At 33.4% G+C, this 25,214-nt stretch carries 29 protein-coding genes and 1 pseudogene; 9 read left to right on the top strand and 21 right to left on the bottom strand.

Going from position 1 to position 25,214, the window contains the following annotated elements:
* The first annotated feature begins 13 nt into the window (after positions 1 to 13).
* The 4 genes from JFU24_RS12125 to JFU24_RS12140 all read left to right on the top strand — a co-directional run bounded on the left by JFU24_RS12125 (position 14) and on the right by JFU24_RS12140 (position 3,990).
* Entirely contained in the window at positions 14 to 922 is a 909-nt protein-coding gene (locus tag JFU24_RS12125; RefSeq protein ID WP_201249997.1) for a restriction endonuclease, read from the top strand.
* 764 nt (positions 923 to 1,686) lie between these two features.
* Positions 1,687 to 2,211: a sigma-70 family RNA polymerase sigma factor gene (locus JFU24_RS12130; protein WP_201249998.1), complete on the top strand. Its 525-nt coding sequence runs from the start codon at positions 1,687 to 1,689 to the stop codon at positions 2,209 to 2,211.
* Positions 2,204 to 3,517: a DUF4179 domain-containing protein gene (locus JFU24_RS12135; protein WP_201249999.1), complete on the top strand. Its 1,314-nt coding sequence runs from the start codon at positions 2,204 to 2,206 to the stop codon at positions 3,515 to 3,517. Before JFU24_RS12130 ends, JFU24_RS12135 begins: the two co-directional genes overlap by 8 nt.
* Before the next feature lie 53 nt (positions 3,518 to 3,570).
* Positions 3,571 to 3,990 carry a hypothetical protein gene (locus JFU24_RS12140; RefSeq protein WP_201250000.1) on the top strand — a complete coding sequence of 140 codons (420 nt, stop codon included), beginning with the start codon at positions 3,571 to 3,573 and terminating at the stop codon, positions 3,988 to 3,990.
* 364 nt (positions 3,991 to 4,354) lie between these two features.
* Here the strand turns inward: JFU24_RS12140 and JFU24_RS12145 are convergent, their stop codons facing one another.
* The 15 genes and pseudogenes from JFU24_RS12145 to JFU24_RS12210 form a co-directional block, all read right to left on the bottom strand.
* A complete protein-coding gene (locus JFU24_RS12145) occupies positions 4,355 to 5,383 on the bottom strand; it encodes a serine hydrolase domain-containing protein (RefSeq protein ID WP_201250001.1) in 1,029 nt (342 codons plus the stop codon).
* Between the two features lie 316 nt (positions 5,384 to 5,699).
* Positions 5,700 to 6,203, bottom strand: coding sequence for a DinB family protein (locus JFU24_RS12150; RefSeq protein ID WP_201250002.1), 504 nt, complete (start codon positions 6,201 to 6,203; stop codon positions 5,700 to 5,702).
* A gap of 200 nt (positions 6,204 to 6,403) precedes the next feature.
* The gene (locus JFU24_RS12155) at positions 6,404 to 6,853 is read right to left on the bottom strand and encodes a DinB family protein (protein WP_201250003.1); all 450 of its coding nucleotides are present in this window, start codon (positions 6,851 to 6,853) and stop codon (positions 6,404 to 6,406) included.
* A 198-nt stretch (positions 6,854 to 7,051) separates the two neighbouring features.
* Positions 7,052 to 7,336 carry a hypothetical protein gene (locus JFU24_RS12160; protein WP_201250004.1) on the bottom strand — a complete coding sequence of 95 codons (285 nt, stop codon included), beginning with the start codon at positions 7,334 to 7,336 and terminating at the stop codon, positions 7,052 to 7,054.
* Between the two features lie 62 nt (positions 7,337 to 7,398).
* The gene (locus JFU24_RS12165) at positions 7,399 to 7,629 is read right to left on the bottom strand and encodes a hypothetical protein (RefSeq protein WP_201250005.1); all 231 of its coding nucleotides are present in this window, start codon (positions 7,627 to 7,629) and stop codon (positions 7,399 to 7,401) included.
* Positions 7,630 to 8,382: 753 nt separating this feature from the next.
* Positions 8,383 to 8,541: pseudogene (locus JFU24_RS30275) on the bottom strand (GNAT family N-acetyltransferase); the annotation flags it as partial.
* Between the two features lie 72 nt (positions 8,542 to 8,613).
* The gene (locus JFU24_RS30280; RefSeq protein WP_242485332.1) at positions 8,614 to 9,060 is read right to left on the bottom strand and encodes a DivIVA domain-containing protein; all 447 of its coding nucleotides are present in this window, start codon (positions 9,058 to 9,060) and stop codon (positions 8,614 to 8,616) included.
* Between the two features lie 164 nt (positions 9,061 to 9,224).
* Positions 9,225 to 9,392 (bottom strand): hypothetical protein, encoded by a 168-nt coding sequence (locus JFU24_RS12175; RefSeq protein WP_201249321.1) that lies wholly within the window; start codon positions 9,390 to 9,392, stop codon positions 9,225 to 9,227.
* Positions 9,393 to 9,729: 337 nt separating this feature from the next.
* Positions 9,730 to 10,221, bottom strand: a complete 492-nt coding sequence (locus tag JFU24_RS12180) for a hypothetical protein (protein WP_201250006.1) — start codon at positions 10,219 to 10,221, stop codon at positions 9,730 to 9,732.
* A gap of 355 nt (positions 10,222 to 10,576) precedes the next feature.
* Positions 10,577 to 11,032 (bottom strand): SRPBCC family protein, encoded by a 456-nt coding sequence (locus JFU24_RS12185; RefSeq protein WP_201250007.1) that lies wholly within the window; start codon positions 11,030 to 11,032, stop codon positions 10,577 to 10,579.
* A gap of 170 nt (positions 11,033 to 11,202) precedes the next feature.
* On the bottom strand, positions 11,203 to 11,622 hold the full coding sequence (locus JFU24_RS12190; protein WP_201250008.1) for a VOC family protein: 420 nt from the start codon (positions 11,620 to 11,622) through the stop codon (positions 11,203 to 11,205).
* A 386-nt stretch (positions 11,623 to 12,008) separates the two neighbouring features.
* Positions 12,009 to 12,428, bottom strand: a complete 420-nt coding sequence (locus JFU24_RS12195; protein WP_201250009.1) for a hypothetical protein — start codon at positions 12,426 to 12,428, stop codon at positions 12,009 to 12,011.
* Positions 12,429 to 12,649: 221 nt separating this feature from the next.
* Positions 12,650 to 13,390, bottom strand: coding sequence for an MBL fold metallo-hydrolase (locus JFU24_RS12200; protein ID WP_201250010.1), 741 nt, complete (start codon positions 13,388 to 13,390; stop codon positions 12,650 to 12,652).
* A 228-nt stretch (positions 13,391 to 13,618) separates the two neighbouring features.
* A complete protein-coding gene (locus JFU24_RS12205) occupies positions 13,619 to 14,536 on the bottom strand; it encodes a DUF3885 domain-containing protein (protein WP_201250011.1) in 918 nt (305 codons plus the stop codon).
* A 152-nt stretch (positions 14,537 to 14,688) separates the two neighbouring features.
* Positions 14,689 to 15,264, bottom strand: a complete 576-nt coding sequence (locus JFU24_RS12210; RefSeq protein WP_056529749.1) for a recombinase family protein — start codon at positions 15,262 to 15,264, stop codon at positions 14,689 to 14,691.
* Positions 15,265 to 15,648: 384 nt separating this feature from the next.
* Here JFU24_RS12210 and JFU24_RS12215 point away from each other — a divergent pair, with 384 nt between their 5' ends.
* From JFU24_RS12215 to JFU24_RS12235, 5 genes are all read left to right on the top strand, one after another.
* The gene (locus JFU24_RS12215; RefSeq protein WP_201182643.1) at positions 15,649 to 16,035 is read left to right on the top strand and encodes a VOC family protein; all 387 of its coding nucleotides are present in this window, start codon (positions 15,649 to 15,651) and stop codon (positions 16,033 to 16,035) included.
* Between the two features lie 132 nt (positions 16,036 to 16,167).
* Positions 16,168 to 17,055, top strand: coding sequence for a Vgb family protein (locus JFU24_RS12220; RefSeq protein ID WP_201222054.1), 888 nt, complete (start codon positions 16,168 to 16,170; stop codon positions 17,053 to 17,055).
* A 25-nt stretch (positions 17,056 to 17,080) separates the two neighbouring features.
* Positions 17,081 to 17,734, top strand: coding sequence for a Vat family streptogramin A O-acetyltransferase (locus JFU24_RS12225; RefSeq protein WP_201182645.1), 654 nt, complete (start codon positions 17,081 to 17,083; stop codon positions 17,732 to 17,734).
* A 151-nt stretch (positions 17,735 to 17,885) separates the two neighbouring features.
* A complete protein-coding gene (locus tag JFU24_RS12230; protein ID WP_201250012.1) occupies positions 17,886 to 18,431 on the top strand; it encodes a DUF1697 domain-containing protein in 546 nt (181 codons plus the stop codon).
* A gap of 565 nt (positions 18,432 to 18,996) precedes the next feature.
* A complete protein-coding gene (locus JFU24_RS12235) occupies positions 18,997 to 19,248 on the top strand; it encodes a hypothetical protein (RefSeq protein WP_201182649.1) in 252 nt (83 codons plus the stop codon).
* Positions 19,249 to 19,533: 285 nt separating this feature from the next.
* Here JFU24_RS12235 and JFU24_RS12240 read toward each other — a convergent pair whose 3' ends face one another.
* From JFU24_RS12240 to JFU24_RS12265, 6 genes are all read right to left on the bottom strand, one after another.
* The gene (locus JFU24_RS12240; RefSeq protein WP_201250013.1) at positions 19,534 to 20,730 is read right to left on the bottom strand and encodes an FAD-dependent monooxygenase; all 1,197 of its coding nucleotides are present in this window, start codon (positions 20,728 to 20,730) and stop codon (positions 19,534 to 19,536) included.
* A 323-nt stretch (positions 20,731 to 21,053) separates the two neighbouring features.
* A complete protein-coding gene (locus JFU24_RS12245; RefSeq protein WP_201222060.1) occupies positions 21,054 to 22,193 on the bottom strand; it encodes an FtsW/RodA/SpoVE family cell cycle protein in 1,140 nt (379 codons plus the stop codon).
* Between the two features lie 462 nt (positions 22,194 to 22,655).
* Positions 22,656 to 22,844: a hypothetical protein gene (locus JFU24_RS12250; RefSeq protein WP_201222062.1), complete on the bottom strand. Its 189-nt coding sequence runs from the start codon at positions 22,842 to 22,844 to the stop codon at positions 22,656 to 22,658.
* A gap of 130 nt (positions 22,845 to 22,974) precedes the next feature.
* Positions 22,975 to 23,577, bottom strand: coding sequence for a hypothetical protein (locus tag JFU24_RS12255; RefSeq protein ID WP_201182660.1), 603 nt, complete (start codon positions 23,575 to 23,577; stop codon positions 22,975 to 22,977).
* A gap of 197 nt (positions 23,578 to 23,774) precedes the next feature.
* Positions 23,775 to 24,485: a VOC family protein gene (locus tag JFU24_RS12260; RefSeq protein ID WP_201182663.1), complete on the bottom strand. Its 711-nt coding sequence runs from the start codon at positions 24,483 to 24,485 to the stop codon at positions 23,775 to 23,777.
* A gap of 249 nt (positions 24,486 to 24,734) precedes the next feature.
* Positions 24,735 to 25,127, bottom strand: coding sequence for a hypothetical protein (locus JFU24_RS12265; protein ID WP_201250014.1), 393 nt, complete (start codon positions 25,125 to 25,127; stop codon positions 24,735 to 24,737).
* Positions 25,128 to 25,214: the final 87 nt, after the last annotated feature.

A 25,214-nucleotide genomic window follows, 5' to 3' on the forward strand; every position in this document is an offset into this window, starting at 1 on the left:
GTGAGTGGCTAAAATGAGTGAGAAAATAGAAACTATATACGACGAATATATTGCTGAGGAAAAATTAAAGCAGGGTACAAAATACGAAAAAATTGCGGCAGTAGTGTTTAAAACATTAAACACAAATGATGTTGTTATTCATGATTTAACTCTTCGTGGAGATGGAAAGAAAACAGCACATCAAATAGATGTCACAATTGAAAGTTCAAACGTATCTAGAAGAGTTTTAATTGAATGTAAAGACTATGATTCAAAAGTTGGTATAAGTATAGTAAGAGATTTCTTTGGTGCCGTCTCACAAATTAAACCTGATGAAGCTTTCGTGGTTACTACTGAAGGATATACAAGAGGCGCTAGAACTTTTGCCGAGGACGAGGGAATAAAATTAGCTATACTTAGAGAATTTAAAGACGAGGACTGGGAAGGTACAATACAAAAAATACATATAAAAGGGACAGTGACCTTTATAAACCAACCAAGCTTAGCTTGGGTAGCAGCTAATGAACAGGAAAGAGAAAATTTTTATGCTAAGGCTAATACTGAAGAAGTTAATTCAACTCAAGAAATAGAAACAGCAACAACATTCTTTTATGATCAAGAAGGAAATCCACAAGAAAACCTGCAAACTGTTTTAAAACCAATATTAAATAAGCTTCCAAGAAATCCGGTTTCTCCAACTACTGGCCGTTATGAATTTGGTGCAATTAAATATGTTAAAATGGCAGGTGTACTGTTAGGAATTAAAGGGTTTGACTATGAATTCACAAGTGGCCAGAATGTATTTGATACTATTGTTGACCAAGGAGAGAAAATAGCATTATTAGTATTTAAAGTTATTGATGGTACATTTGATAAAGTTATTTTTGATCAAGACATAGATAAATGGACTTTTAATGATACTGGTGAAGTTACTTTAAAGTGAATAAATTTTGATAAAGGGGTCTTTTTCATCAGCTGAAACTTTATAATCATAGAAAATCATAGTACATTCAAAAGGCTACCCAATTGGTGGTCTTCTTTTCGTCCAGGACGTTCGTAAAAGTCGATGGAATTTTAGGAACGTTCGTAAAGTATTTTTATGATTTAACGAACGTGAATAAGGGCTGTTTTGAGAAGAAACTCCACCGTTCGAGAAAGTCTACTTTTACGAACGGTAGCAACAGTGCTATACCGCCCATTCCAGATTTTTGGAAAGCTCGAACGAAACCCGATTACGGATAAAACAATAAAATTAATTCCCAAAGGAACAAGATAACCTGTTGGTTTCAAGAAAAGAATGAAATAGTCTGTAAGATGCGATGATAAGTACCAAGTCCATTACACCTAACAGAATTAATACCCATTTAGTTTTCGTCATCGTAGATTCCCCATTTTAGTTACTTCAATTATTTCAAATAGTTAATACAGTCCTTCTACCACAATCTGGCCCTTTAATGGAATAACTTTATTATTACTCAACAGGTTCTTAATCTACAAGAAAAACTGAAATCCTTTTCAAAAACGGCTAAACTTTTTTCAAAACGGTGCGACTTTTATAAACAGTTCAACTTTATTTAAGCCACTCTAAGAATCTACATTTAAGATAGAATTAGAGAACAAAATTGTTTAATCAAAAAAAATGAGAAAAATTGAAACGTTATTCATTCCTAGTTTGTCTAACAGTTAGAGGAAGGGAGGGGCACTACATTGCAAGATATAAAGAAGGTTCAGCGTGCGAAAAAGGGAAATAACAAAGCTTTTCAAGAGCTAATAGAGGATGAAAAAATCAAACTTTATAAAATAGCCTATATTTATATGAAAAATGAAGACGATGCGCTGGAGGTTTTCCAAGAAACCATATATAAAGCTTTTATTTCAATTAAAAATCTTAAAGATGAACGGTACTTTTCAACTTGGTTGTCACGTATCCTTATCAACACAGCGATTGATCTCATAAACAAAAAGAAAAGAATTATTCCAATGGAGATAAAAAGCATAGAAGAAAAGCTGGCTCCATACCAAACAAACAAAAAAGATCCTGATTTACTTCAAGCTGTTATGGAATTAGATGAAAAATATAAAACGGTTTTAATTCTACGGTTTTATAAGGATTACACGGTTAAGCAAATTGCTGACGTTTTAGATTATCCAGAAGGTACGGTGAAAACTAACATTCATCGTGGGATTAATCTATTAAAAGAAAAGTTGAAGGAGGATTGTGTTAATGAGTAGTAATCAATGGCCAGATTTGAAAAAAGAAATGGATAAAGTATCTGTCCCAATGGATAAGCTTGATTCGATTATTGCAAATACAATCAATGAAAATCGAACAAAAACGTCAAAGAAAAAAGTGGTTTTCTATTCACTAAGTGCCGCAGTTTTAGGCTTAGGCGTTTTTATTGGGTCAGCAAGTGTTTCTCCTGCAATGGCGAAGATTGCCTCTAATATTCCGATTATCGGAACCTTTTTCAACGACTCTTGGGATGAGGGACTAAGAATTGCAGGAGAAAAAGGCTTAACTCAGGTGGTTGACCAATCTTCAAAGGACAATGGGATTACGTTAACAATGAATGAATTTTTCTATGACGGTACTCGTTTAACATTCGGATATACTCAAGAATCTCTGTTCGCAATTGGTCAGATCGAACATCCAACGATTGAAGTAAATGGGAAGGAAATCAATTTCATTTCCGGTTATTCAGGAGAATTTGTCACACCACAGAAATATAAAGGGACGATGGATATTACGCCGACTGAGGAACTTCCGGAAGAATTTGATATAAAATTGAGAATTGATGCGGTTGGTCTGATTCCAGGCAAGTGGGAATTTAATTTTCCCGTGAAACAATCAAATGAAGTAACAGTGATTCGACCGCAGGAAGTGAAAACCATCGAAGGGGCAGAAGTAGAAATAAGTTCTTTAAAAGTTGGCCCAGCTGGAACAGATCTTAATGTGAAAGTGGTAAAGGATGAAGGGAATAATAAGCTTGATCCATATTCATTAAACTTTTACGTGATCGATGATAATGGGAATGTGTTAGATACGGTAACAGCAAGTGGTATTGGAGATACCAAAAATGGAAAAGAAATAGCAAAGCTTAATTTTCTGTATGCACCTTTAAAAGAAGGCAGCAAAAAAGTAAGAGTTGTTCCTTACACCATTCCTGTGTCGGAAAAAGGCTGGGAAGAAGTATTCATACCATTGGATGAACAAACTCTGCCTTTCACCGTCGATCAAGGTGAATTTGGGAAAGTTCTTGTAACAAAGATCATTCATCAACAAGATAAGACCGTTATGTACTTTGATCTTCAAAGTGATGCAATTGTAGGCAATAAACTTTCAAGAAATTCATTATGGCTAGAAGATGCTAATGGGAAAAGCCTATTGCTAGAGGATAATCCATTAGCGGAGCGAATTGAGGGTAATACATTTAAGCAAGAATTTGCAGCCAGCAAGAATAAAGGCTTGCAGATTAAAACTTATAAGTTTCCAAAACCTATTATGTATGAAGAATTTAAGATTGATATTCCCAATTAAATATGAGCCAATCCAGCCTTAGAAAGAGGCTCATATAAAGGGAGGGAAAGAAAATGAAAGTGGGAAAGCCATTTTTAATCGTTTTAAATCTAGTCTTTTCTGCAATTATTATTTATTGTACAGCTATGGTTGGGAAGTTGTTTAAAGGTAGATTTTTATTCGAGAATGGATTATTTGACCCTAAATATATTTTCCTAGCATTAGCTATTGCAATCCCTGTTATTCTATATACCTTGATTGCAAATGGCAGGTATAAAAAGAATATTTTTGAGGTCATCTCCTTTTCTAATATCTTAATTTTGGTATTATGTGCACCTGTATATGTTACTTTAGTTTTTGAAGGATCCCTCAAAGACCCTATGAAATTCGTTATCACATTCCTAGTTACATCAGTCGTTTTAGTTGGCACGTCACATTTTGCAGTAAATTATCACAAATATCAAAAAGGTAATAACTTTAGGCGTTTTAATTAGGAATCTAATTTATTTTAAGCACCGTTCGGAAATTTGAACGGTGTAATTTTTAGTTAACAGCCCGTATTGTCACTAACAATAACTTTTAGTAGAGGAAGAAGATTTGCCCAAAGAATTAAATTTCCTTTATTTTTGTGTTCCTTAATCAACTAACGCACCCGTTAGTTTAAGAATAATTATTCACATACTCCAACCTTGATCTATATGTGTTAACTGTATTATATCTAATTGGATGCTTTTTTTCTTTTTGCTTCACCGCACTCATGGGAGATTAATCCTTTTTCTGGTTGTTGTTCTACAATACGGATCTATCTGTTAAAAGACGAGACGCATTCCTATTATAGAAATGCGTCTTATTATGGATTTATAAGTTAGTGACTTTTTTCAATTCTGCTTCGATTCCACTCATAATCTCATAAGCTCCCTCCGACTTGTTGGAGCAGACCACAACTTTTGCAGATGTTTCAGGATAATAAGCAGAATGAAAGCTGACTCCTGGGTCGTAACCCATTACATGATATTTAAGTACACTATTATCAGTTTTCTTAATCCATGTACCATAACCATAGAAGTCACTTTCATTGACTTGAATATGAGCCTTTATTATTTTGTGGGTGTACTCTTCACTTAAAAGTTGAAAATTAAAAAGCGCATCCCACAGCTTAGCCATGTCTACCACTGTTACAAATGCCCCGCCATCGGCACCACCTTTTACAGGTAACGAATAAATATTTGTCTTCCAAGTACCATCAGGGCGATCTATATATCCTAATGCTGTATTTGGAGGTAGAGAGTCAAATGTAAAATATCCAGAGTCCATCATATTAGCTTTTTTAAAAATACATTCTTGAACATAGTCAGAGAATTCAAGTTTTGTTGCCTGTTCAACAATAAGACCCAACAAAATATAGCCAGCATTGTTGTAGTGAAAGGATTGTCCTACTTGCAATTTCATACGCTCGTCTTGAAATAATGGAAGGAAATCTTTTAACTTCTTTATTTGATACATAGGATTTTTAATCCAAAGTTCTTCGAAGTCTGTCATGACTTCCTCATCAAAATAATCAGGTATTCCTGAAGTATGTGTCAGTAAATGATGGACAGTTACCTCTTTGTCAAAATGCTGAAAATCAATATCAAGACAATCGCTTAATTTTGAATCAAAAGAAACTTTACCCTCTTCCACGAGCTGACAAATTGCAATAGCAGTAAAGAGTTTGCATCCAGATGCTATTCCAAAGCGAGTTGTTGAATTATTTTTTCGTTGTTCAGAACGGTTAGCGTAACCAAAGTTTAAATCTAACACCATTTCATCATCTTTAACAAATACTGTACCTGAGAAATCATTCTTACTCTGAATATTTGAAATTAAATCAGTTAAGTTAATATTCATAACTATTCCCCCAAATTTATACATTTTATTTTCTAGTTAAAAAGATAGGAATCGATTGAACATAAAAGTTTGTTTCAAACCCTGAATTCCTATTTTACATATAATTCCACTATATAGAAGTATCAGAATATTGACAATTACTTATTTGCTATTAAATATCCTGCTCCGTTAATATTAGTAAAATCCTTTACATAAATTTCTTTATTCCACAATCTGGCCCGATTGTGAAAAAACGCATTTCTTATTATCGAAATGCGCCGGATTGTGGAAGATTATTATGTTGTCTTATTGAAGTAAAGCACCCGTTAGTTCATTATTAAAGTGGTGGATTTTCCACCCCTAAATGAATCCAATCTTCTTTCGGTGGTCCATATACCCCAAACGGTTTTAATCCTGCTTGACGCATCAAAACGGTAATTTGACCACGATGATGAACAATGTGCTTGATTAGTCCCATTAGTATTTGAGCATTTGATTCCTGTCTTCCAAATGCTTCTTGTATTTGTTCTAGGGATTTGTCTGTCCATTGTTGTTCAATGATTTGGGATGCGTGAGAATTTACCACTTTAAAGGTTTCAGTAATTTCTTTTGCTGAAGTTGGGACACTTTTTGCAATTTCTACTCCATCAATGTTCAACCCAAAATGAGATAAATAATCCGGAATACTTGTTGTTAGATGCCACGCAATCCTTCCCAAAGTACGACCTTCTGGATAAACTTGTTGTTTTAAAGATTCATCTGTTAAACCTTCCAAAACGTTTTGAGTTAACAAAGCTTCCCTATTCCATTCTTTAATAAAGTCTGAAACCGTTACATACATATATAATTCCTCCAAAATTTATTGATAGAAATACATTATAATTCTTACATTTCCATTTTGCTTCTAAACTAACCTGCCTCGATAGTTCCATAAAGAAAAAGTCGCCTTAAAGAAAGCTCCGATTTTCAGCTAACGCACCTGTTAGTGGAACATAGACACATATCATAAACTAGTATTGAACAAGGCTACCCCGAATACATCTATCTCACAAATGTAATAAAGTCAATATTAGCTGGTTCAAAACCATCTGATCGCAGTCGTGAGTTAATCTGTCCTCGATGATACTGACCATGCAATGCTACATGAGTTAAAATATCCCGTACAGAATTCTTAAACTCTTTTCCTTTACTATTTGTGTAGGATATTAATTTATCTAGGTCAGTATTTGATGAATTAGTAAGAAACGTTGTTAAGCTCTCTTTATTGTGCATAACAAGCTCTGCACAGACTTCTATATCGACCTCTGACCAGATCGGCAGTCGTGAACTGTCCAATCCTCGTAATCTAGTTATCCATACTTTTTCTGCAAGTAGGATATGGGAAAACAAACGGCTCACCTCTTGATTTTTATCTTCAATACTTTGCAATGTTTCAAGAATAAGTTGATTAGCCCAATTTAAATGCTCATACATCTTTTGGATAGTTTTCAATGAGAATAACACCACCAATGATTGAATTTTTCAATAGGATTTTCCGTTTTAAAAATCAATTTCCCTTCATTTTTATATTACCATATAATTACATTAATTCGAGTGAAATAAATGGATTCTTATGCAACTAACCTGCCCCTTTAGTTGCATAACAAAAAGGTTGCTTCAGCAACCTCCCTTAATGAACTAAAGCACCCGTTAGTTCTTTAAGGATATTTTATTTTTTAACTGTTTATTTAAAAATACAAGAAATACTCTTTGAGATTTTTTCCTTTTTATAATTCTTTTTACACGCATTGTACTTTGTAAATACTGCCTAACATTTCTATTAACAAAAAACAATCGATGATATTTTTCATCTTCGTATATATCTTTAAACCAAGTATGATTCTTCAGCATTTCTATATTTCGATCAATTTTTCGAGTATCCAAAGAATTATCACCGAATCCTGCGGAAAGAATGCCTAAAAGAAAATCTAACATAGCTTAATTATCCCCCTGTTATTGAAGTAAAGCACCCGTTAGTTCTATTAGGTTAAGGAACTTTATTTCATTTTAGGCTTTATTCTCTGTTCAAATTCATCTTTGGCTATATCCCAAACTTCATATTCTTCACCAAACTTATCTCGAACATCTTGAGCCATTAAATCAGTAATTATTTCATAATCATCTACTATATCTTCGTTAAGGATTCCCTTAACTGTACTCCACTTAATAAATTTATCATCACTTGGGCTGATAATATAAAAATATCTGATTTCAAACTTGTTTATCATTGGTTCCTCCAGGATGAATTTTGGGTTTAAATCTTAATTCCAGTTTACAATACGAGTTATGTCCTCTTAAACTATCCTGCCCCTTTAGTGCCATAAGAAAAAGGCTGCCGAAGCAACCCAAGTTAATGAACTAACGCTCCTGTTAGTTGAAGAAGAAAAATCAAAAGAATAGTTTAACAGAGTCTATTTTAAGAAGTAACAATCAAAAAAAGTTCGTAAAAGTGTACTTTTACAAACGGGGGAAATAAGCATTCAAATGAAACTAACCTTTTTTCTAAATTCCTTTTTCATACCAATCCCCTAAACTTCTCCCTAAAAAAAGAACGCACAATTCCGATGCTCTCACAAAGGAATCATATGTTTTTCAATTATGCCCTCTTTTTTTCTCACTATAAAAAACACAATAAATCATAGTCAGTATAAGAAGTATATAACAAGTAATCATCTTTGCTAATTTTGGAATGAAGTCTAGAATATCCGTAAGAGAGAATACCATTAAACATACCACTGGTGTGAGGGTAATTAACCATATATACATTTTATTTCTAATAATCTTAACCATAGTTAGGATTATTAATACTACACCAATCACTATATTAGACAATTAATTCACCTATCACTTTCTTTTTAATACCCTGCCTACGTTAAGGATTCGACTTTTTTTACTTCTTCTTAATGAACTAACGCACCCGTTAGTTTAAGTGTAATACATCACAAATATACGGTTGGTATCAGAAGAGTTGTGAATACTCTTTATTTATAGTAGTCTTCTTGAAGCATTTCCATATGGACTTCATCAGAGTATTTATTGTTCATATAAAGGGATTGTCTCAATGTTCCTTCATTTTTAAATCCTGCTTTTTCCTATGCTTTTATGCCACGAATGTTATGAGAAAATACCTCTAATTCCAGAAAAGGAGCAGACTGATCAGCTCCTGATATTGAAGTAAAGGTATCCGTTAGTTGAAGAACGGGTATTTATTTCTAATGTCCCCTTAATTTCTGCATGTCTTCCTTGAGCATTTTAATTTCTTTTATTAATCCCTCTTCAATAAATCTATAATCCTTAATAATCAGGTCTAAAAACCCGTCTACTTCATCCATATCATAGCCACCAAATGCTCTTTTTTTGAAGGTCTTATCGTGAATAATCTCTTTATTCAATAGTATATTCGGATGAATTTTTTCATTAGTAGAAGGAAATTCTTCAACTGTCATAGAATCGACTATTCCCTCAGTGAAAATTAGTAAAATTCTTTCTCCACCATGATTTTCCATTATAACCTCTATACTTGTAAAATCTTGTTGTACAGGAGACATAGAAGTTGTGGTTATCTTTGTTATAAAATATTCTTCACGAATCATGGCTTGACAAACTTCATTCAATTTAGGGTAATCTTTTATAAGTTCACATAATCTTTCATATATCATAATAACCTCCATCAAATAGAACCAATTATTATTGGTTTGATTAGAAACCCGTTATTATCTTAGCATATCCTTGTAATGCTAACCTGCCCCGATAGTTGCATAAGAAAAAGCTGCCTTAAAGACAACTCCGATCTTCAGCTAATGCACCTGTTAGCTGAATAGCCTTAAATAAAACTTAAAATAATTGTTATTATCAAACCTTGGGCTAACAAAGTTACTAAAGTTCTCCCATCAAGGACTTTTTCTTTATTAACTATTAACCTTTGCCCTATAAAGTTAATAATTAAGACAACTAAAAATGTAAAAATAAAAGTAATTATTGCATTATCCATATATAACTATCCTTTCTTCTTGAAAAATTAAAACCATAAGTAATCGTAACACATTGATCTTATACTTTATTTAAGTAAACTGCCCCGTTAGTGCCATAAGAAAAAGAGTCGCCGCGAGCAACCCCTGTTATAGAACTAACGCACCCGTTAGTTTAAGTACAAACCTTCACAATCTTGCTAACCTGCCCCGTTAGTGCCATAAGAAAAAGAATTAGAGATACAAAAAATATGAAATAATAACAAACAGAGCTAAAGTAATATCTATTTTAATCCACTCAAGGAGTGTCTTTATTAATAACTAACTCATGCGTTAGTTCAATTGTCGTTCACTCCTTTCCTAAAATTCATCAGGGGCCCAAGAAGCAATATCGATATCGTCACCAGGGGTTGCAACTATCAGCCAATTATCACCAGTATATCCAGCACCGTCACCTGCTTGCCAACATTCATACATGTTGTGATGCCCGTTTACAAACAAGGTTTGACCAGATTGAAAAACGATAAAAAGGTGCGGAACAGTTTCACCTAATTTAATGTCAGCAACTTTTTCTCTCCGTAATTTAAAGACTAAATTATATTCATCCTCTTCAGTTAACTCACTCATTTCATCCTCCGAGTTAGGATAATCATTATTTCCTGAAGAAAAAACATTCCATTTTGACTCAATATTTAACCATAAATCATCTGGTTGATTATTAGAATTATTATAATTCATAAATCGAATCAGAATTGCACCTGGTCCAACACCAAATTTCACTCCATCCAATTGACTTCCAATAAACATATGTTTAAGTGCCTTTTCGGAAAAAAATTTTAATTCAATATCCAAAATTAACACACCTTTCTAATAACTTCAATTACTTAACAATTCAACATGATTCGCATAAATACCCTTGTCTCATTTTATCAACCGTTAATTGAGTTGTGATATTACTAGAATTAATGAGTAAAGAAATCGTAGCTTCTTTTTTATGGAGATTTTTAACCTTCTCTGTTAAAGAATTTGATGAATCAACCAAATATACTGCTGATTAATTGTACTTCTTTATGTCGTAATTTTAGCCTAATGTGACATTTATGAATCAATTTTCTTGTTGAACTAAACTGCCCCTTTAGTTGCATAACAAAAAGGTTGCTTCAGCAACCTCCCTTAATGAACTAAAGCACCCGTTAGTTAAACAAGGTTAGAGCACATTCTCGGCAATCTTTTTCAGTGCCTTTGCACGAGAAACGATAAATGCTCTCATATACTTCTCCAAAAACAACTTATCAGCTAAAACCCCAATTGGACCGAACGGTGACTTATATTGAAATTTATCTATCATTATAGTTCCACCTGGTTCTTCGATAAACTGATGTGTGTGAACAAAAGAATGGAAGGCTCCCTTTACCATAATATCTACAAACTTATTTGGTTTTTCCATTAATGTCACTTGGGCTTTCAGCCTTTGTTTAATACCAAAGTGAATGGCTTCCCAAGTAACAGTATCTCCCTCCTCTAATAACCCTTCTGTCACACCATCAACAGCAATTTCCTTTGTTTTCGATGTCGTTTTGGTATGAATATCCACGCTCCTCGCAAGGTCAAAACATAATTCAACTGGTGCTTTAATAAATTGTTGATACTCAATAACAGGCATTTCTTATTCTCCTTTTGTAAGCACTTTCTAACACCATCATTATAGTTCGTTAAAGCCAATATTACCTAGCCCTTATTCAACTAAACTGCCCCTATAGTTCCATAAGGAGCTGCCCACGCTTCTATTATTCAAGTAAAGCTTCTGTTTAGCTTAATAAGAGTCTATCTTTTCTATTGCGAGATTAGATATTTTTCTTTGAATATTGGACTTAATTCACTCCACACATCAAATTTATTACCATCTAAATCATAAAAAACAAAGTTTCTCCCCGCATGACCTCTGTCTTCAACTTCTCCAACTTTTATTTCTTTTTCGATAAAATCTTTATGAACTGCTTCTAAAGCGTTTAAGCCATTAACTTCAAAGGTCATAGAAAAATGTTCTTCACCGTAAATATCATAAAAATTAGAGCTTTGGTTTTCTTTAGATTTAACAAGAAAAATACTTTGGTTTGCAAAATTAAGAATTGCTTTGTCTTCATCTTTATAGCTTAACTCTGCATCCAATTTACTTACATACCATTCCGAAGTAAGTTCTACATTAGTAACTGGTATATAAGTTGTACCTACCCTTAATAATTTTTCATTCATCAAATTAACCTCCTTTTATTTGATAAATAAACATATTCTCTACTTATGTATCTCTGTCCTTTGAAACTCTAAATTTACCCTATTTACTCAATTATCCTGCCCCGTAAATGTCATAAGAAAAGTAGCTGATGATCAGCTCCTTTTAATGAAGTAAAGCACCCGTTAGTTCATTAAGACTTATCGCAGAGTTGACACAAACTGTGAGGAAAGAAAAATACCCTCAAAATGGGGTACTTTTCTTTATTTTAGGCTCTGTTTAACTTGATTGTTGTTTTTCATCAATAAATAAGCGTATTCGATTTTAAAATCGAATACGCTTATTATTTCGTAGGGCGAATACTTTAAAATAGCCCCCATATTCAAAATACTATTTAAATGTAACGGTCTTATTTTAAATTGATTGATTCAGTAAATTTTTTTCCAGAGGCATTTGTCCATATAATTTCCACAAAGTAAGATGCATGTTTATCTGGTGCATCACCCATATAAATATCTGGATATGAAAATGGATTTAATGTATAAACCGTTCCATCAATATCTTTTTCATCCATAAAATTCGTTTCTTCTGATAATCTTTCATGATTTTTATAAAAACTAATTTTTTTTACATCTAATTTATCTTCTGTTAATTGTTCTACTGAAACAATTCCACCATGTCCAATATTATTGTTGTTTACTGCTGTATATTCAACCTTCCAAATTTCATTTTTCGACTTTCCTTCAATTTTTTCAGGCATAAATATATAAATGCATATGGAAGCAATAACTACAATACTCAAAATACCTAATACTATTTTTTTATTCATATTCATCTCCTTCTGCACTTTTATTAACTAATGCAACTTGTTTTTCTTTCATTACCAAAAGATAAAAAAATGTTTAAGTCTTCCAATCTAATTTCCTCCAATTTTGATTTTCCTTTGTATGTATATTTTACCATATATTCCTGTGTTTTCTTGAACTAACCTGCCCCGATAGTTGCATAAGAAAAGCGATCCTTCTTAATGAAGAATCGCTCCTGATAGTTCTATACGTTTTTCATGATATTTTCAAGTTGCCTATGCACCTTTTTATTGCATACTCCTCCGTGGTAGCAAATTACAGATTCAATATCGTATTTTAAAAATTTATCTAAAGAAGAAATCGCAGTGTCCATATCGAGTGTTGTTTGCTCAACGGGTCCTCTTAGATTCCCCTCTATACAAATCATTGCATCAGCAGCAACAAGAATTCTACTTTTTTTCAAATAAAGGCTTATATGTCCAGCTGTATGTCCAGGTGTAAATAGAACTTTTATCCCTCCGAAATAGGGTAGTTCTTGACCATCCGATAAAGTAGTATCAATTTTAGCTTTTGGAGGATTTTCACAAAGCTCAAGCATTATTCTTGATTGGTCTTCTGGAAGAGAGTCTAAAATCTTAGCCATACTTTTAGGGTTCGTTTTAATAAGAGGAATTTCCCCTTCTATGTATGGTTTATCAAGTTCGTGAGCGAATATCTCAATACTTCCTCTAGTTGCCTTTATGATTTCTGGCACATTTCCAATATGGTCAATATCTTGATGTGTTAATATAATTGCTTTTAATTTATCTAATGATAAACCTACTCTGTTTATTGCTGAGATTATTTGCTCATATTGTCCTGGCATTCCTGTATCTATCAAAATAGCTTCTTTATCATCCCAGAGAAGCGTCGGGTGTATGACTGCTTTCCCTCCAAACGCTTCAGCTTCTAACTCAAGCATTTCAACTCCATTAGCTATTCTCATTAAATTCCCCTCCAAATTATTAATTAATCATATCTAAATAACTGTTTAGTTTAATTTACCAATTAACCAAGAGGGTTTCAATAACAAATATTTAATCATAACATATAAAATAATTTTTGTCAATTATTTTTTGTTGCACTATAGAACTATACTGCCACGTTAGTTCAACAAGAAAAGGAACGACGTAGCATTCATATATTGGCTATTGACCCTTGTTCACTCTCTGTTTCAAAAAGCTTTAATTGCTGACCACCCGTTATACTTCCCTTTATATTTTCTTGAATATAGAGACATAAGTTCCGTTTGGTAATCCACAAGTGCTAGAGCTGCCTTTTTGGTTGCCCTAAGAATAATGGAGTCACTAAGCTTCTGTTCAAAATTAATTTCAAAACCTGTTTGTGTCATCTCACTTAAACATTCTTCTGCAAATACTTTCGGAATTTCGAGTTCATGGGTGATGTAGCATGTGTTAACTTGATATAGATTAATTCCTGTTTCCTTCACCTTCTTTTCGTTTAATTCAAGTCTTTTTTCCATATCTTCTGGTGATTCATAAATATTGAACAGGCCTTGTTCAAACATACGGTCAAATCGGATACGGTCATAGTCTAAAATCCACTTTCTGAATTTATAGTATAAAGGCAGTAACTTTTCTTTTTCTAAACCATAAACATCACATCCTCGATCATCATACATATGAAACAACGTCTCTTTCGTCAAATTTAATAAATAAAAAGATCCGTTAACCCTTGGTTTCATTCCGAATTCTTTAAAGCCTATTGATTGAATAAGATAGCCTAAACGAATATCATGTTTCTTAACTTTTAAACTGTATTGTTTTGTTTCCATTTCTGTATCTTCTTCATCAAATTCAAAAGCTATAGTTTTACATTTCAAATCGTAGATCAGCTTTTTGTTTTTAATAAAACGCTTTATATTAGGACTATCAATTTTTTTGTAATCAATAGGGTTACTAATACAAACAACGATCAAAATGTCATCATTTTTATCGAATATAGAATTGAGTATAGTCGTTGCTCGATGATGCATTTCATCGAAATATTCCTTACCCTTTAATTGGATAAGTCCCAATTCAAAACGAATCGAATAATTTGAGTTCTTCTTTAATTGATCCAATAATCTCATCTTTATCTCCTTATGGTTTAAGGTCTGTTATTTTCTTCGATTGATATACAACCAACAATAGCCCCATAAAATCACTCATTGCTATTCTAACATTTCCTTGTTGAACTAAACTGCCCCTTTAGTTCCATAAGAAAAGGGCTGCCATAGCAACCCTATTCCCTAATTTTTGCATATAACGTGGAACGTGGAACTCCTGTAGTTTTTACTATGTCATTTACACTCATTCCGTTTGTTTCACGTTCATTATATAGCTTGATAGCCCGTTTTAAAGTCTTTTCATCTTGCCCTGGTCTTCCCATATGTTTCCCTTGCCTTTTTGCTCTCTCCCGGCCTTCTGTTGTTCTTTCTACAATCAGATCACGTTCAAATTGTGCGAATGAACCTAATATATTAAAAAGCAGTGTTTGTAAGCTGTTTCCTTCGTTTGAACCATCAAACTTCATATCTTCTTTTACAAATCTTACATTAACCCCTTTTTCAGCTAATTCATGAACGATCTTATTTAAGTCCATAATAGAACGAGCTAAACGATCTATTTTAGTTACTACTAATGTATCTCCTTCTCGTGCAAATTCAATAGCTTCATAAAGTTGGGCTCTTTGTTTTGTACTTGTTCCGGTTACTTTTTCAACAAAAAGCTTTTTACACCCTTCATTTTCCAAAATTTCCTTTTGTGTTTCTAAATCTTGGCCAGTAGTTGAAACCCTCGCATAACCAATTAACAATATGTATCATCCTCTGTCTATAAGTCTTAAATCTTTTATACACTAAATTATAGACTAACTTTTAGACAGAAAACAAGAATAAATAACCAAAAAAAATTCTATTTTTAAGAGTGTCTTAAAGTTTTGAGTTTTGGAACAAATTCTATTAAAAATAAAATTTTATTTATGGAATACAATAAAAGATAGCAAGTGTGTGTTTTTATTAATTTTGTTCAGCAATCGGGCCTTTTCTTGAATTAGAGAAGGGATTATTCGTAAGTAAATCGAAGTTAAATCAGAAGATGTTATATAGTTTATGGTAACTAGAAATGTAGATGGTCTACAGGTTTAGTTTACATAAAGGTTTTTTGTAAATGAAGAGAATTATATTATTAGGAGGAGATTGAATTGAAGTTATTACAAATCAGACTGTTGGTTAAGGATTTTAAAAAAAGCTCCAATTTTTACAAAGATATATTAGGACTTTCAATAAGTTGGTACGAGGAAGAAATGGAATATGCACTTTTCAATAATGGAGAAACGAAAATCGAGCTTTTATCCCGAAAAGCCATGGCAGAAGTGGTCGGAGAGGAAAATAAATTTTTAGAAGGGGAATCTCAATCAAAATTTTTACTTCAATTTGAAGTAGAAGATGTTGATAAGACTTATAACCGTTTAAGAGAAAATGGGATTGAATTTATTACTAAACCACACGATCGTAAAGAATGGAGATCACGTATTGCACATTTTCGAGACCCAGATAGGAACCTTATTGAAATATATAAAATGCTGTAATTGATTAGGATTTTTTCAACACAAATAACTCCGCTTCAATTTATTCGAACGGAGTTATTTGTGTTAACTGAAAATGCACCGTATTCAAAACAATTACTAGAATAATTTTATACAAAAAAAGGAGGAATTAACGTGAAAATAAAAATTGAAGAATTTGAACTTCCTCATATAGATTCAGGTCCTTATGGAATTACTAGGGGAAAAGATGGTGCCCTATGGTTTACACAACATAAAGCGAATCAAATAGGTCGAATGACTGTTGATGGTAAAGTGACTCATATTGATCTTCCTACTTTCAATGCAGGTGTGCTATCTATCACTTCTACAGATCAGGGTGATATATGGTTTACTGAAAATAGGACAAATAAAATTGGTAAACTAACAGTAACAGGTGAAATTACTGAATATACGCTACCAAACAGCGATTCAGGACCTTTTGGAATCACGCAAGGACATAATGGAGACATTTGGTTTACAGAAATGAACGGAAATAGAATAGGAAGAATCTTATCATCAGGTGAAATTATTGAGTATAGTTTGCCTGTTCCTGATTCTTATCCCTCTTTTATTGTAGCTGGATCTGATTATGCTCTATGGTTTACTCAGAATCAGAGTAATCAAATAGGTCGGATTACGATAGACGGGGAAGTGACTACATATAAGTTACCCACAAAACAGGCTGGTCCTGTGGGAATTACAAATGGACCGGATGGTGCACTTTGGTTTGTAGAAATTAACGGAAATAAAATTGGAAGAATTACTACTTCTGGAATAATAAGTGAGTTTACCATTCCTACTCCGAATGCTCGTCCACACGCAATTGTAACCGGCCCTGATCGTGCTTTATGGTTCACTGAATGGGGAAGTAATCAAATAGGTCGGATTACAATAAACGGTGAAATTACGGAATATCCTATTCCTACGAAAAATGCGGAGCCACATGGTATGGTAGTAGGACCTGACAAGGCCTTGTGGTTCGCTGAGGAATGCAATAAGTTAGGCCGGTTAAGCTTTGGATAAAAACTTTGAAAGGTAGTGACTACCTATGGAATCAAATAAGCAGCATGGACCGAATCCTACAGATAAATATCCGATTAAAGGAAATAATATTTTACAATTTATTAAAAATACAATTACTAGACCAAATATTATTGCAGGTGAATATTCTTATTACGATGCAAAAAATGGAGAATCCTTTGAAGATCAAGTGTTGTATCATTACGAATTTTTTGGTGATCGACTTGTTATAGGGAAATTTTGTGCCATAGCACCCGGTGTAACGTTTATTATGAATGGAGCTAATCATAGGATGGATGGCTTCTCCACTTATCCGTTCAATATTTTTGGACAAGGTTGGGAGAAATACACACCAGCGCTAGATCAATTGCCGTTTAAAGGGGACACGATAATTGGAAATGACGTCTGGATTGGGATGGATACGGTCATTATGCCTGGAATCAACATAGGTGATGGTGCTATTATAGCAGCAAAATCAGTTATTACTAAAGATGTAGAACCATATACAATTGTTGGAGGAAATCCTGCAAAGAAAATTAAAACCCGTTTCTCAGCAGAAATCATTAGCAAATTGCTAGAAATAAAATGGTGGGATTTAGATATTGAAGTTATTTCTGATCATATTGGTTTGATAGTAAATGGAGATATAGATAATCTAGAAAACCTGAAAAATAAAATATGACAAATTAACAACTGCCTATAGCACTCGTTATGGTAACAAAAAAGGTTAGGTACTTTTTTAGATATCCAACCTTTTTTGCCGATAAGACACTTTATGAAAGTTCTGCAATAAACACCAGTTGAATTAAATTAATCGATCTAGGAGGATTATCATGGTCTATGTCGCACTGCTTAGGGGAATCAATGTTGGTGGGAAAAATAAAATTGACATGAAGTTGCTTAAAAAAATTTTTGAACGAGTAGGTATGAGCTCTGTAGTTACATATATCAATTCAGGTAATATTATTTTCACAGTGAATGGCCAATCAAAAACAACAATATCCCATATTTTAGAAGAGGCTATACATACAAACTTCGGATTACAAATCAAAGTTTTAGTCCGTAGTTTTGATGATTTAAAAAAAGTCATACACTCCCTTCCAGAGTCATGGACGAACGACCAACAAATGAGAAGCGATGTGCTGTTTTTATGGGACGAAATTGATGATGAGTCAGTGCTTAATAAGCTGGTCATCAAACCAGAAATTGATACGGTAAAATACGTTCCTGGAGCCATTCTATGGTCGGTTGAAAAAAAGAATATTAGCAAATCCGGTATGACTATACTCGTTGGTTCAAAGCCATATCAACAAATAACAATTAGGAATGTAAATACAACTCGCAAAATATACGAACTTATGCAAGCAGCAGAGGCGTGAATTACATGATACTAGCAAGAACTATTTTCCGGAAATCGGAAAATATCTGACAGATTAGAGCCAGAACCCTGTCACTGGGCCTACTAGGCGAATCCGAGTAGTTCTATAAATGATTGGATGTACATACTTAAGAAACCCAGCTAATCTTCTCATGTGAAGGTAGCTGGGTTTTATAGTTGGATGTGCAAATTAACACTTAAAATATACGTAAATATCGATCAACTTGACATCCTTAACGTAGGAAACTTCGGCTTTCTTTATGTCGAAATTTGCTTAGCGTATGTTTTCCGCGTTTTGTTGGTGGGACCCCCGTAAGAAAAAAGGTTGCCGCAGCAACCTTCCTTATTGAAATAAAGCACCTGTTAGTTCAAAACATATTCCATTCTATTTTGGGCAAAGTAACTGTGGTGAATTACCAACCAAACAAACATCGAAACAATGGTCAGTTCAAGTAGCCGAAGCTGAACAAGGTAAGGGATTAGGAAAGCCCGAAAAGGGAAAATTTCATACTTACTCTTTAGAGGTTGATAACATTGGTAAGAATGTATTGTCTGCGGAAATTTATATGTTTAGCAATGAACCTAATTCTACGACGAAGTTTGCACTTTTTGGTTGTCCTGGTGAAGAGGATTGCAATAAAGACCACTTTGAAGAAGCGATTTCTTTAGCAAAACAAATGAATGATGGATATCCTTATAAATTTAGCAATTTCATTTTGGCTGAAAAAGCAACGGAATTGGAAGTGGAAATCGTTTGGACTCAAAAGGGTAGCGAAGGCAGACCTTTAAAAGAAACATTTACATTCACTGCTGAATAACAAGAAAACAAAAAGGCCGAAATAATCGGTCTTTTTGTTGAACTAACGCACCCGTTAGTTCTATAAGAAAAGCGAACCTTATTAAAGAATCGCGCCCGATTGCGGAAGATCAACAATATTATTAAAGGCTTAAGAGCCTTCTTACGCTTAGCTACCAGGCAGAAAACTGTTCGGGTTTTGTATTGTTACTGAATAATAAAAAGTCATTTGTTGATAGTTACACACAAGCAAAGAAATTATCAGTTTTTTAAGACTGGTTGAAACTCGTCTCTAAAATATCGCATATCAATAATCTTTCAGTTCAATCCCGTTGGCAGCTTTCGCTATCATTTTCGAAATCATCTTAAACGATACAACCATAAGGATGGGTACGCGAAACATTAAATTGCGTAGAAAGATTTTGAAGTTTGATCTTTCAATCATACTCCCGGCAGCCATTAGTCCTATTTTTTGATTTTTCTCAACAAACTTTCTCATTTTTTGTTCGTAGGCAACAAAGGCACGGGTGAAATCGCAATCTGCAGCTTTGAGTTCACCAGCTAATACAAAAGCTCCGACAAGCGCCAGGCTAGACCCTTGACCCGATAGGGGTGATGGGCCATACGCCGCATCGCCTAACAATGTAACCCGACCTTTTGACCATGTCGGCATGTGAATCTGGCAAATCTCGTCAAAATAAAAGTCTGTCGCATCTTTCATGGTTTTGAGTAGATTCGAGGTTTCCCAGCCCGTATGGCCTACGAAGGCATTTTCTACAAGATTCTTTTGAGCTTCTGTATCATAGCGGTCGTATTTCAATGCCTCTGATTGGAACAAGAACATACCCCTTGCTTCGGTATTGTTACGGGCGCTATACATACCTACAGTTTTGCCTAGTATCGTATAAAACAGCTGGCGGTGGTCGAGGTTGAGGTAATTCTCAAGGGTGAAAATTGAGATATAACAGCCAAGCGTACGTTTAAACTGTGCTTCGTCGCCAAAAGTCAAGGTGCGCACATTAGAATGGAGACCGTCCGCTCCGATTACCAGATCGAAAGTCTGCGGCTTGCAATACATAAATTGAACTTCTGCACCAGCTTCAGTCTCATGTATTGCGGTAATCGAATCTCCCCAAATGTATTCGACCGTATCCTTAGTTAAATCGTACAAAATGTGACAAAGATCGTCACGCATGATTTCGATGTCCAGACCTTGATGGTTCCCCATACTCGCTTCGCTTATTTGACCTTCGATCTTGCCTTTGCTATTCACGAAGTAAACACCAGTCATGTTCGTGTCAGCTGCACGAACTTGATCGAGTATACCCATCCCCTCAAGTACCGTAATGGCTGCACCACGGATATCAACCCCGTACCCACCCGTGCGCAATGCTGGTGCACGTTCTATTACAGTCACTTCGAATCCGTAGCGGTGAAGCCAGTAAGCAAGTGCCGGACCGGCAATGCTCGCACCAGAAATAAGAACGCGCATCGTTTCTTTCATAATTGCTTATTCACTCCTATCCTAATTAAAGTCTTAACATATCCACAGTATATTCACGGCCTATATAACTTATTTACCACAGTAAAATATTAGGACTTTAATTATTCAACAAAATGGCCCAATTGTTGAATAAAGATCAAACAGCATTCTTCAACTAACCTGCCCTGTTAGTTGCATAAGACTTATTTTTGAGTTGACACATACTGTGACATAAAAAAAAGACGGTTTTTACCGTCTAATAAATTGCACTAGTTTTCTTAGTAAAAACAAACCTAATATTACGAAAAGAGAAAATTGAATTAATCCTGGAATACTAAGCCACCTTAGTCAAACATATATGCTCTTTTTCGATAGCTTATTGAAAAAATTAATCCCATTGCTAACATATTCCCCATTAATGAGCTGCCTCCGTAGCTTATAAAAGGTAAAGGTATCCCTGTTATCGGCAATAAACCTATATTCATTCCAATATTTTCGAAAATATGGAAAAAAATCATAGAAACCGCACCTGCACATAGGTAAGATTCAAAACTATTTTTGACATCTATGGCTAACTTCACCATGCTCGAAATAAGGAGAAAATAAATTGTTATTAAAATACTAGATCCTAAGAAACCAAATTTAGAAGCAATAACGCTAAAAATAAAATCTGTATGTGCTTCAGGAACGTATACACCGTCTCCTCTATAACCATAAAATGCACCTGATCCTATGGCAAGTAAGGCTTTGGTTAGGTTATAGCCTTCTCCTGATTGATAAGACTCTGGGTCAATCCAAGCATAAATCCTTCCTAATTGAAATGTTTTTATTCCCATTAATTGAAGAAGTTCAGGGTTAAGAAAAACTAAGTAAAAAATTCCACTGGCAATTAATACGCAAATAATAAAAATAACACCAATTATTCTCCATGATATTCCTGAAACAAATAATATCCCTATAAAAATACACATTAATACTAAAGATGTTCCTAAATCTGGTTGTTTCATAATTAAAAGTATAGGAAGAAGTGTTGCGGCCCCCATCTTAATTAATAGAATAAAATCCGTTTTCAAAGTTTTGTCTACATATTTATTATGATGTTTTTGTATTAAGTAACTTAAACAAATTATTAAAGATATTTTAGTAAATTCAGCTGGCTGTATAGACCCAATCCCAGGAATTTGAAACCAACTTTTGGCACCATTTATTTCTCGTGCTATTGACTCAGGTGACAAAATTAATGCAATTAATAGAAATAAACTAAGCGAGTAAATAAACCAATTCAAGCGAAATATTTGTTCAGAATCTAAATACATAACTCCTAAAATCATACTGAAACCTATAAAATACCAAGATACTTGTCTAAATAAAAAATTCCCTTCGTATTGACCAAATTCTTGAGCAGTATATATGGCTATACAACTAGTTATAAATAGCAAAAGTAAAAGTGTAATTAGGTTGTAATCCAACTTTGAATTTTTCATTTTTTCCCCTTGTAAATATTTTCTTATGTTATAATTTTACTTCATTATACTAAAAATGTAATTTTTTTTAAATAGATGCACTTTTATTATTCATACATTCTAGGTATACAATTGAATAAAAATATGTATGGAGGATAACCAATTAAAAAAAGGCTTAAAATGAAATCATTTTTTTGTTATACGCTTTTATTTTTTCTTTTTATTTGTTCAGTGATTAAATTTTGGTAGTAACATAGCCTCATTTAAATATTATTTCACAAAAAGTATTTTAAGGTATACCATTAATACCAGTAACAGATATAAACTAATAACAATCCTTTAGACTTTTTCAAATTCCCCCAAGCGTTGAGCATATCCCCCGATATAAAAATCAGTAGCCTTTAAGGCTACCAAATTCGTCTGTAAGAAGTTACCTATCCATTTCCCATACATGTTGACGACTTTTTGTATTATTCTTGCCCCTTATTTTCTGCTGCTGGCGATTTTGTTCCCTTTGCATTTCTTTCCTGCCTGTTCAATGCCATTTATTACTACTTCAAGTATGCAGATCCCTTTTTCTTCGGCTTGAATCTGATCTATAATTTGAGGAGTTCGCGGAGTCTTTATGGCTTGAATCCCAATCTTCATATTAGGATCTGTAGTTTTGTACAATTGGTAATTAACCAACATTTATTTTTATTGTTGTTTGTTAACTTTAAACCCCATGTACTTCCACCTTTTTTTAGAGTAACAGTTGAATTGGTTCCAATTGAACCAACTGCTGTGGAAACTAATTATTCATTTATTTTTCTTCTATTTTAATTTTTAGTAAAAATACAATTTTATCATCACTTATCATTTTCTTCACTTCATTTTCGTCTTGTAAATTGTATGTCCTTATGGAGTTTCCATTGGATTCCCTGTATGCACCTAATAAATACGTTTCTCCTAATTTTAATTCCACTTTATCTTCCCCTATGGCATAATCCCATCTACTAAACACACCAACAGAATGTATTTTGTCTATTTTTTGTGGGGTTGCAGTTACATTGGGTGCATAAAGAAAACCTAAACGAGTATCATTAGTATTTATTATTCCAAATCCTAAATTTCCTTCCTCCACTTTGTTAGGGCTTTTCCCATAAGATAGTTCAGCTAACGGTTGAGGTTCTTGTTTTCCATCTTTGTAACTTTCTATCCAAACATTTACCCAAGTTATATCTGCATTATTTAATTTGAAATCAAAATCATACAGTTCCCCTAAATTTAATTTTTTAAAAGTATTCGTATGTTCAGAATCGGAATTAACTGAAATTGTAGCTATGCTGTCTTTATTAGTGCAACCAGAAATTATTATCAAGGATAAAATTGATATTAAGCTAAAAATGAAATAGTTTTTTTTCAAAAGATTTCCCCCAGTATTATATTGATTTTACTAAATCTATATTAATTTTACCAAATTACCCCAACCACTTGTTGAACTATCCTGCCCCGATAGTTCCATAACAAAAAGAGTTGCCAAAGCAACTCTCTTATTGAAGTAAAGCACCCTTTAGTTGAAGAAGGATAGATATCTACCAAAAATTGGTATTCTAATAGATGTTACGTTTCAGAAAATAACTCTCCTTTGTGCTCGTCCCGATATATCTGAAATTCATTATCGGAATTGATGATTATTTTATTGTTATTTATTAATGTAATCTCAAGAGGAAATATGGCAGATGTTTTATCAGAAAATATCCATCTTCTCCCTGGTTGGGCTAATATAATAAATATTCCATTCCTTCTTTCACCCATGAAATTAAGGGATTTTCTACTTATTGTATTATTGTCACGCTCGGTCACACCAATTTCATTTAATTTTCCGCTTACACTTATAGTGTTTTCTACAATTAAACCTATTTCACTAATGTTTAAAATACTTTTAACCGAAAAAGGCTCAATACTATCTTTAGCAATTTCATATCTTGAAATAAATTCTACTAAATTACCAGAAGGGTCATAGAAATAAAGAGCATGGGCAGGTAAATGAGCAAAATTAGCTTCATCTACCCCATCTTCAATAAGTAAACTTACTCTTTCTTTTGCCCATGATTTTGCTTCAAAAAATTTGTTAGCTGGTATGTTAAAAGCAAAGTGGTAATAGGGGTTATCTACCACGTCTTTTGTTGTAAACTCAAATTCACCTGTACCCACAGCAATTCGAAAGCGATTCTTATCCTCATTAATAAGAGAAAAACCTAACGTATCAATATAGAATTTTTTCATTTGCTTTAAACTTTTAGTCTGTAAAACAATCGATTTAATTTCCAATGATAATAACACCTTCCTTGTATATCTAATAATGTAAGTAAGTCTATGTATAAATCGTATCCACATCCTTTTTATACCATAATTATCCATTAAGGTAAAATTCATCTATTTATATATATATATTAATTCATCTTATTGTTGCAGTTGTAACCTCGCCTATTAATTGTTTGTAACTATCCTGCTCCGGTTGTTGCATAAAGAAAAAGTCGCCTTAAAGACAGCTCCGATCTTCAGCTAACGCCCCTGTTACTACCCATTTATGAATTTCCCTAATGAATAAACCAATAAAATTAATAATTGATAAAGAGTAAAGGGGACTAATGTAATGAGTGGGATGTACTTTATCTTATTTTTTTCTTTCCTTTTTACAGCTATAATCGTACAAACAATAGAAACACCATACAGGGTCAAACTACTAATTAGTAATATATCACTTAACTTGTAATCAATTATTTCAATTGCAGCAAATAAAAGTAATGGAGCCATAACTCCAACTATGGCTGACGTAAAACTAAACATATTTTTCTTCATTTCAATTTCCAACCTAAATTCATTTGATAATGGTGGTGGCAGCCCCACATCTTGAACTATAGCACAAGTTAGCTTAATAAAATTATCTCTGTTAATCACTCTTTTTTTCAATAATAGATTTGTTTAATCCTACTTGTCTTATTTCAACTAATCTGCCCCGTTACTTCAATAAGAAAAGAGCCAGTAATGGCAGCCTTT

Source organism: Peribacillus sp. TH27 (assembly GCF_016650915.1).
Lineage (GTDB): Bacteria > Bacillota > Bacilli > Bacillales > DSM-1321 > Peribacillus > Peribacillus butanolivorans.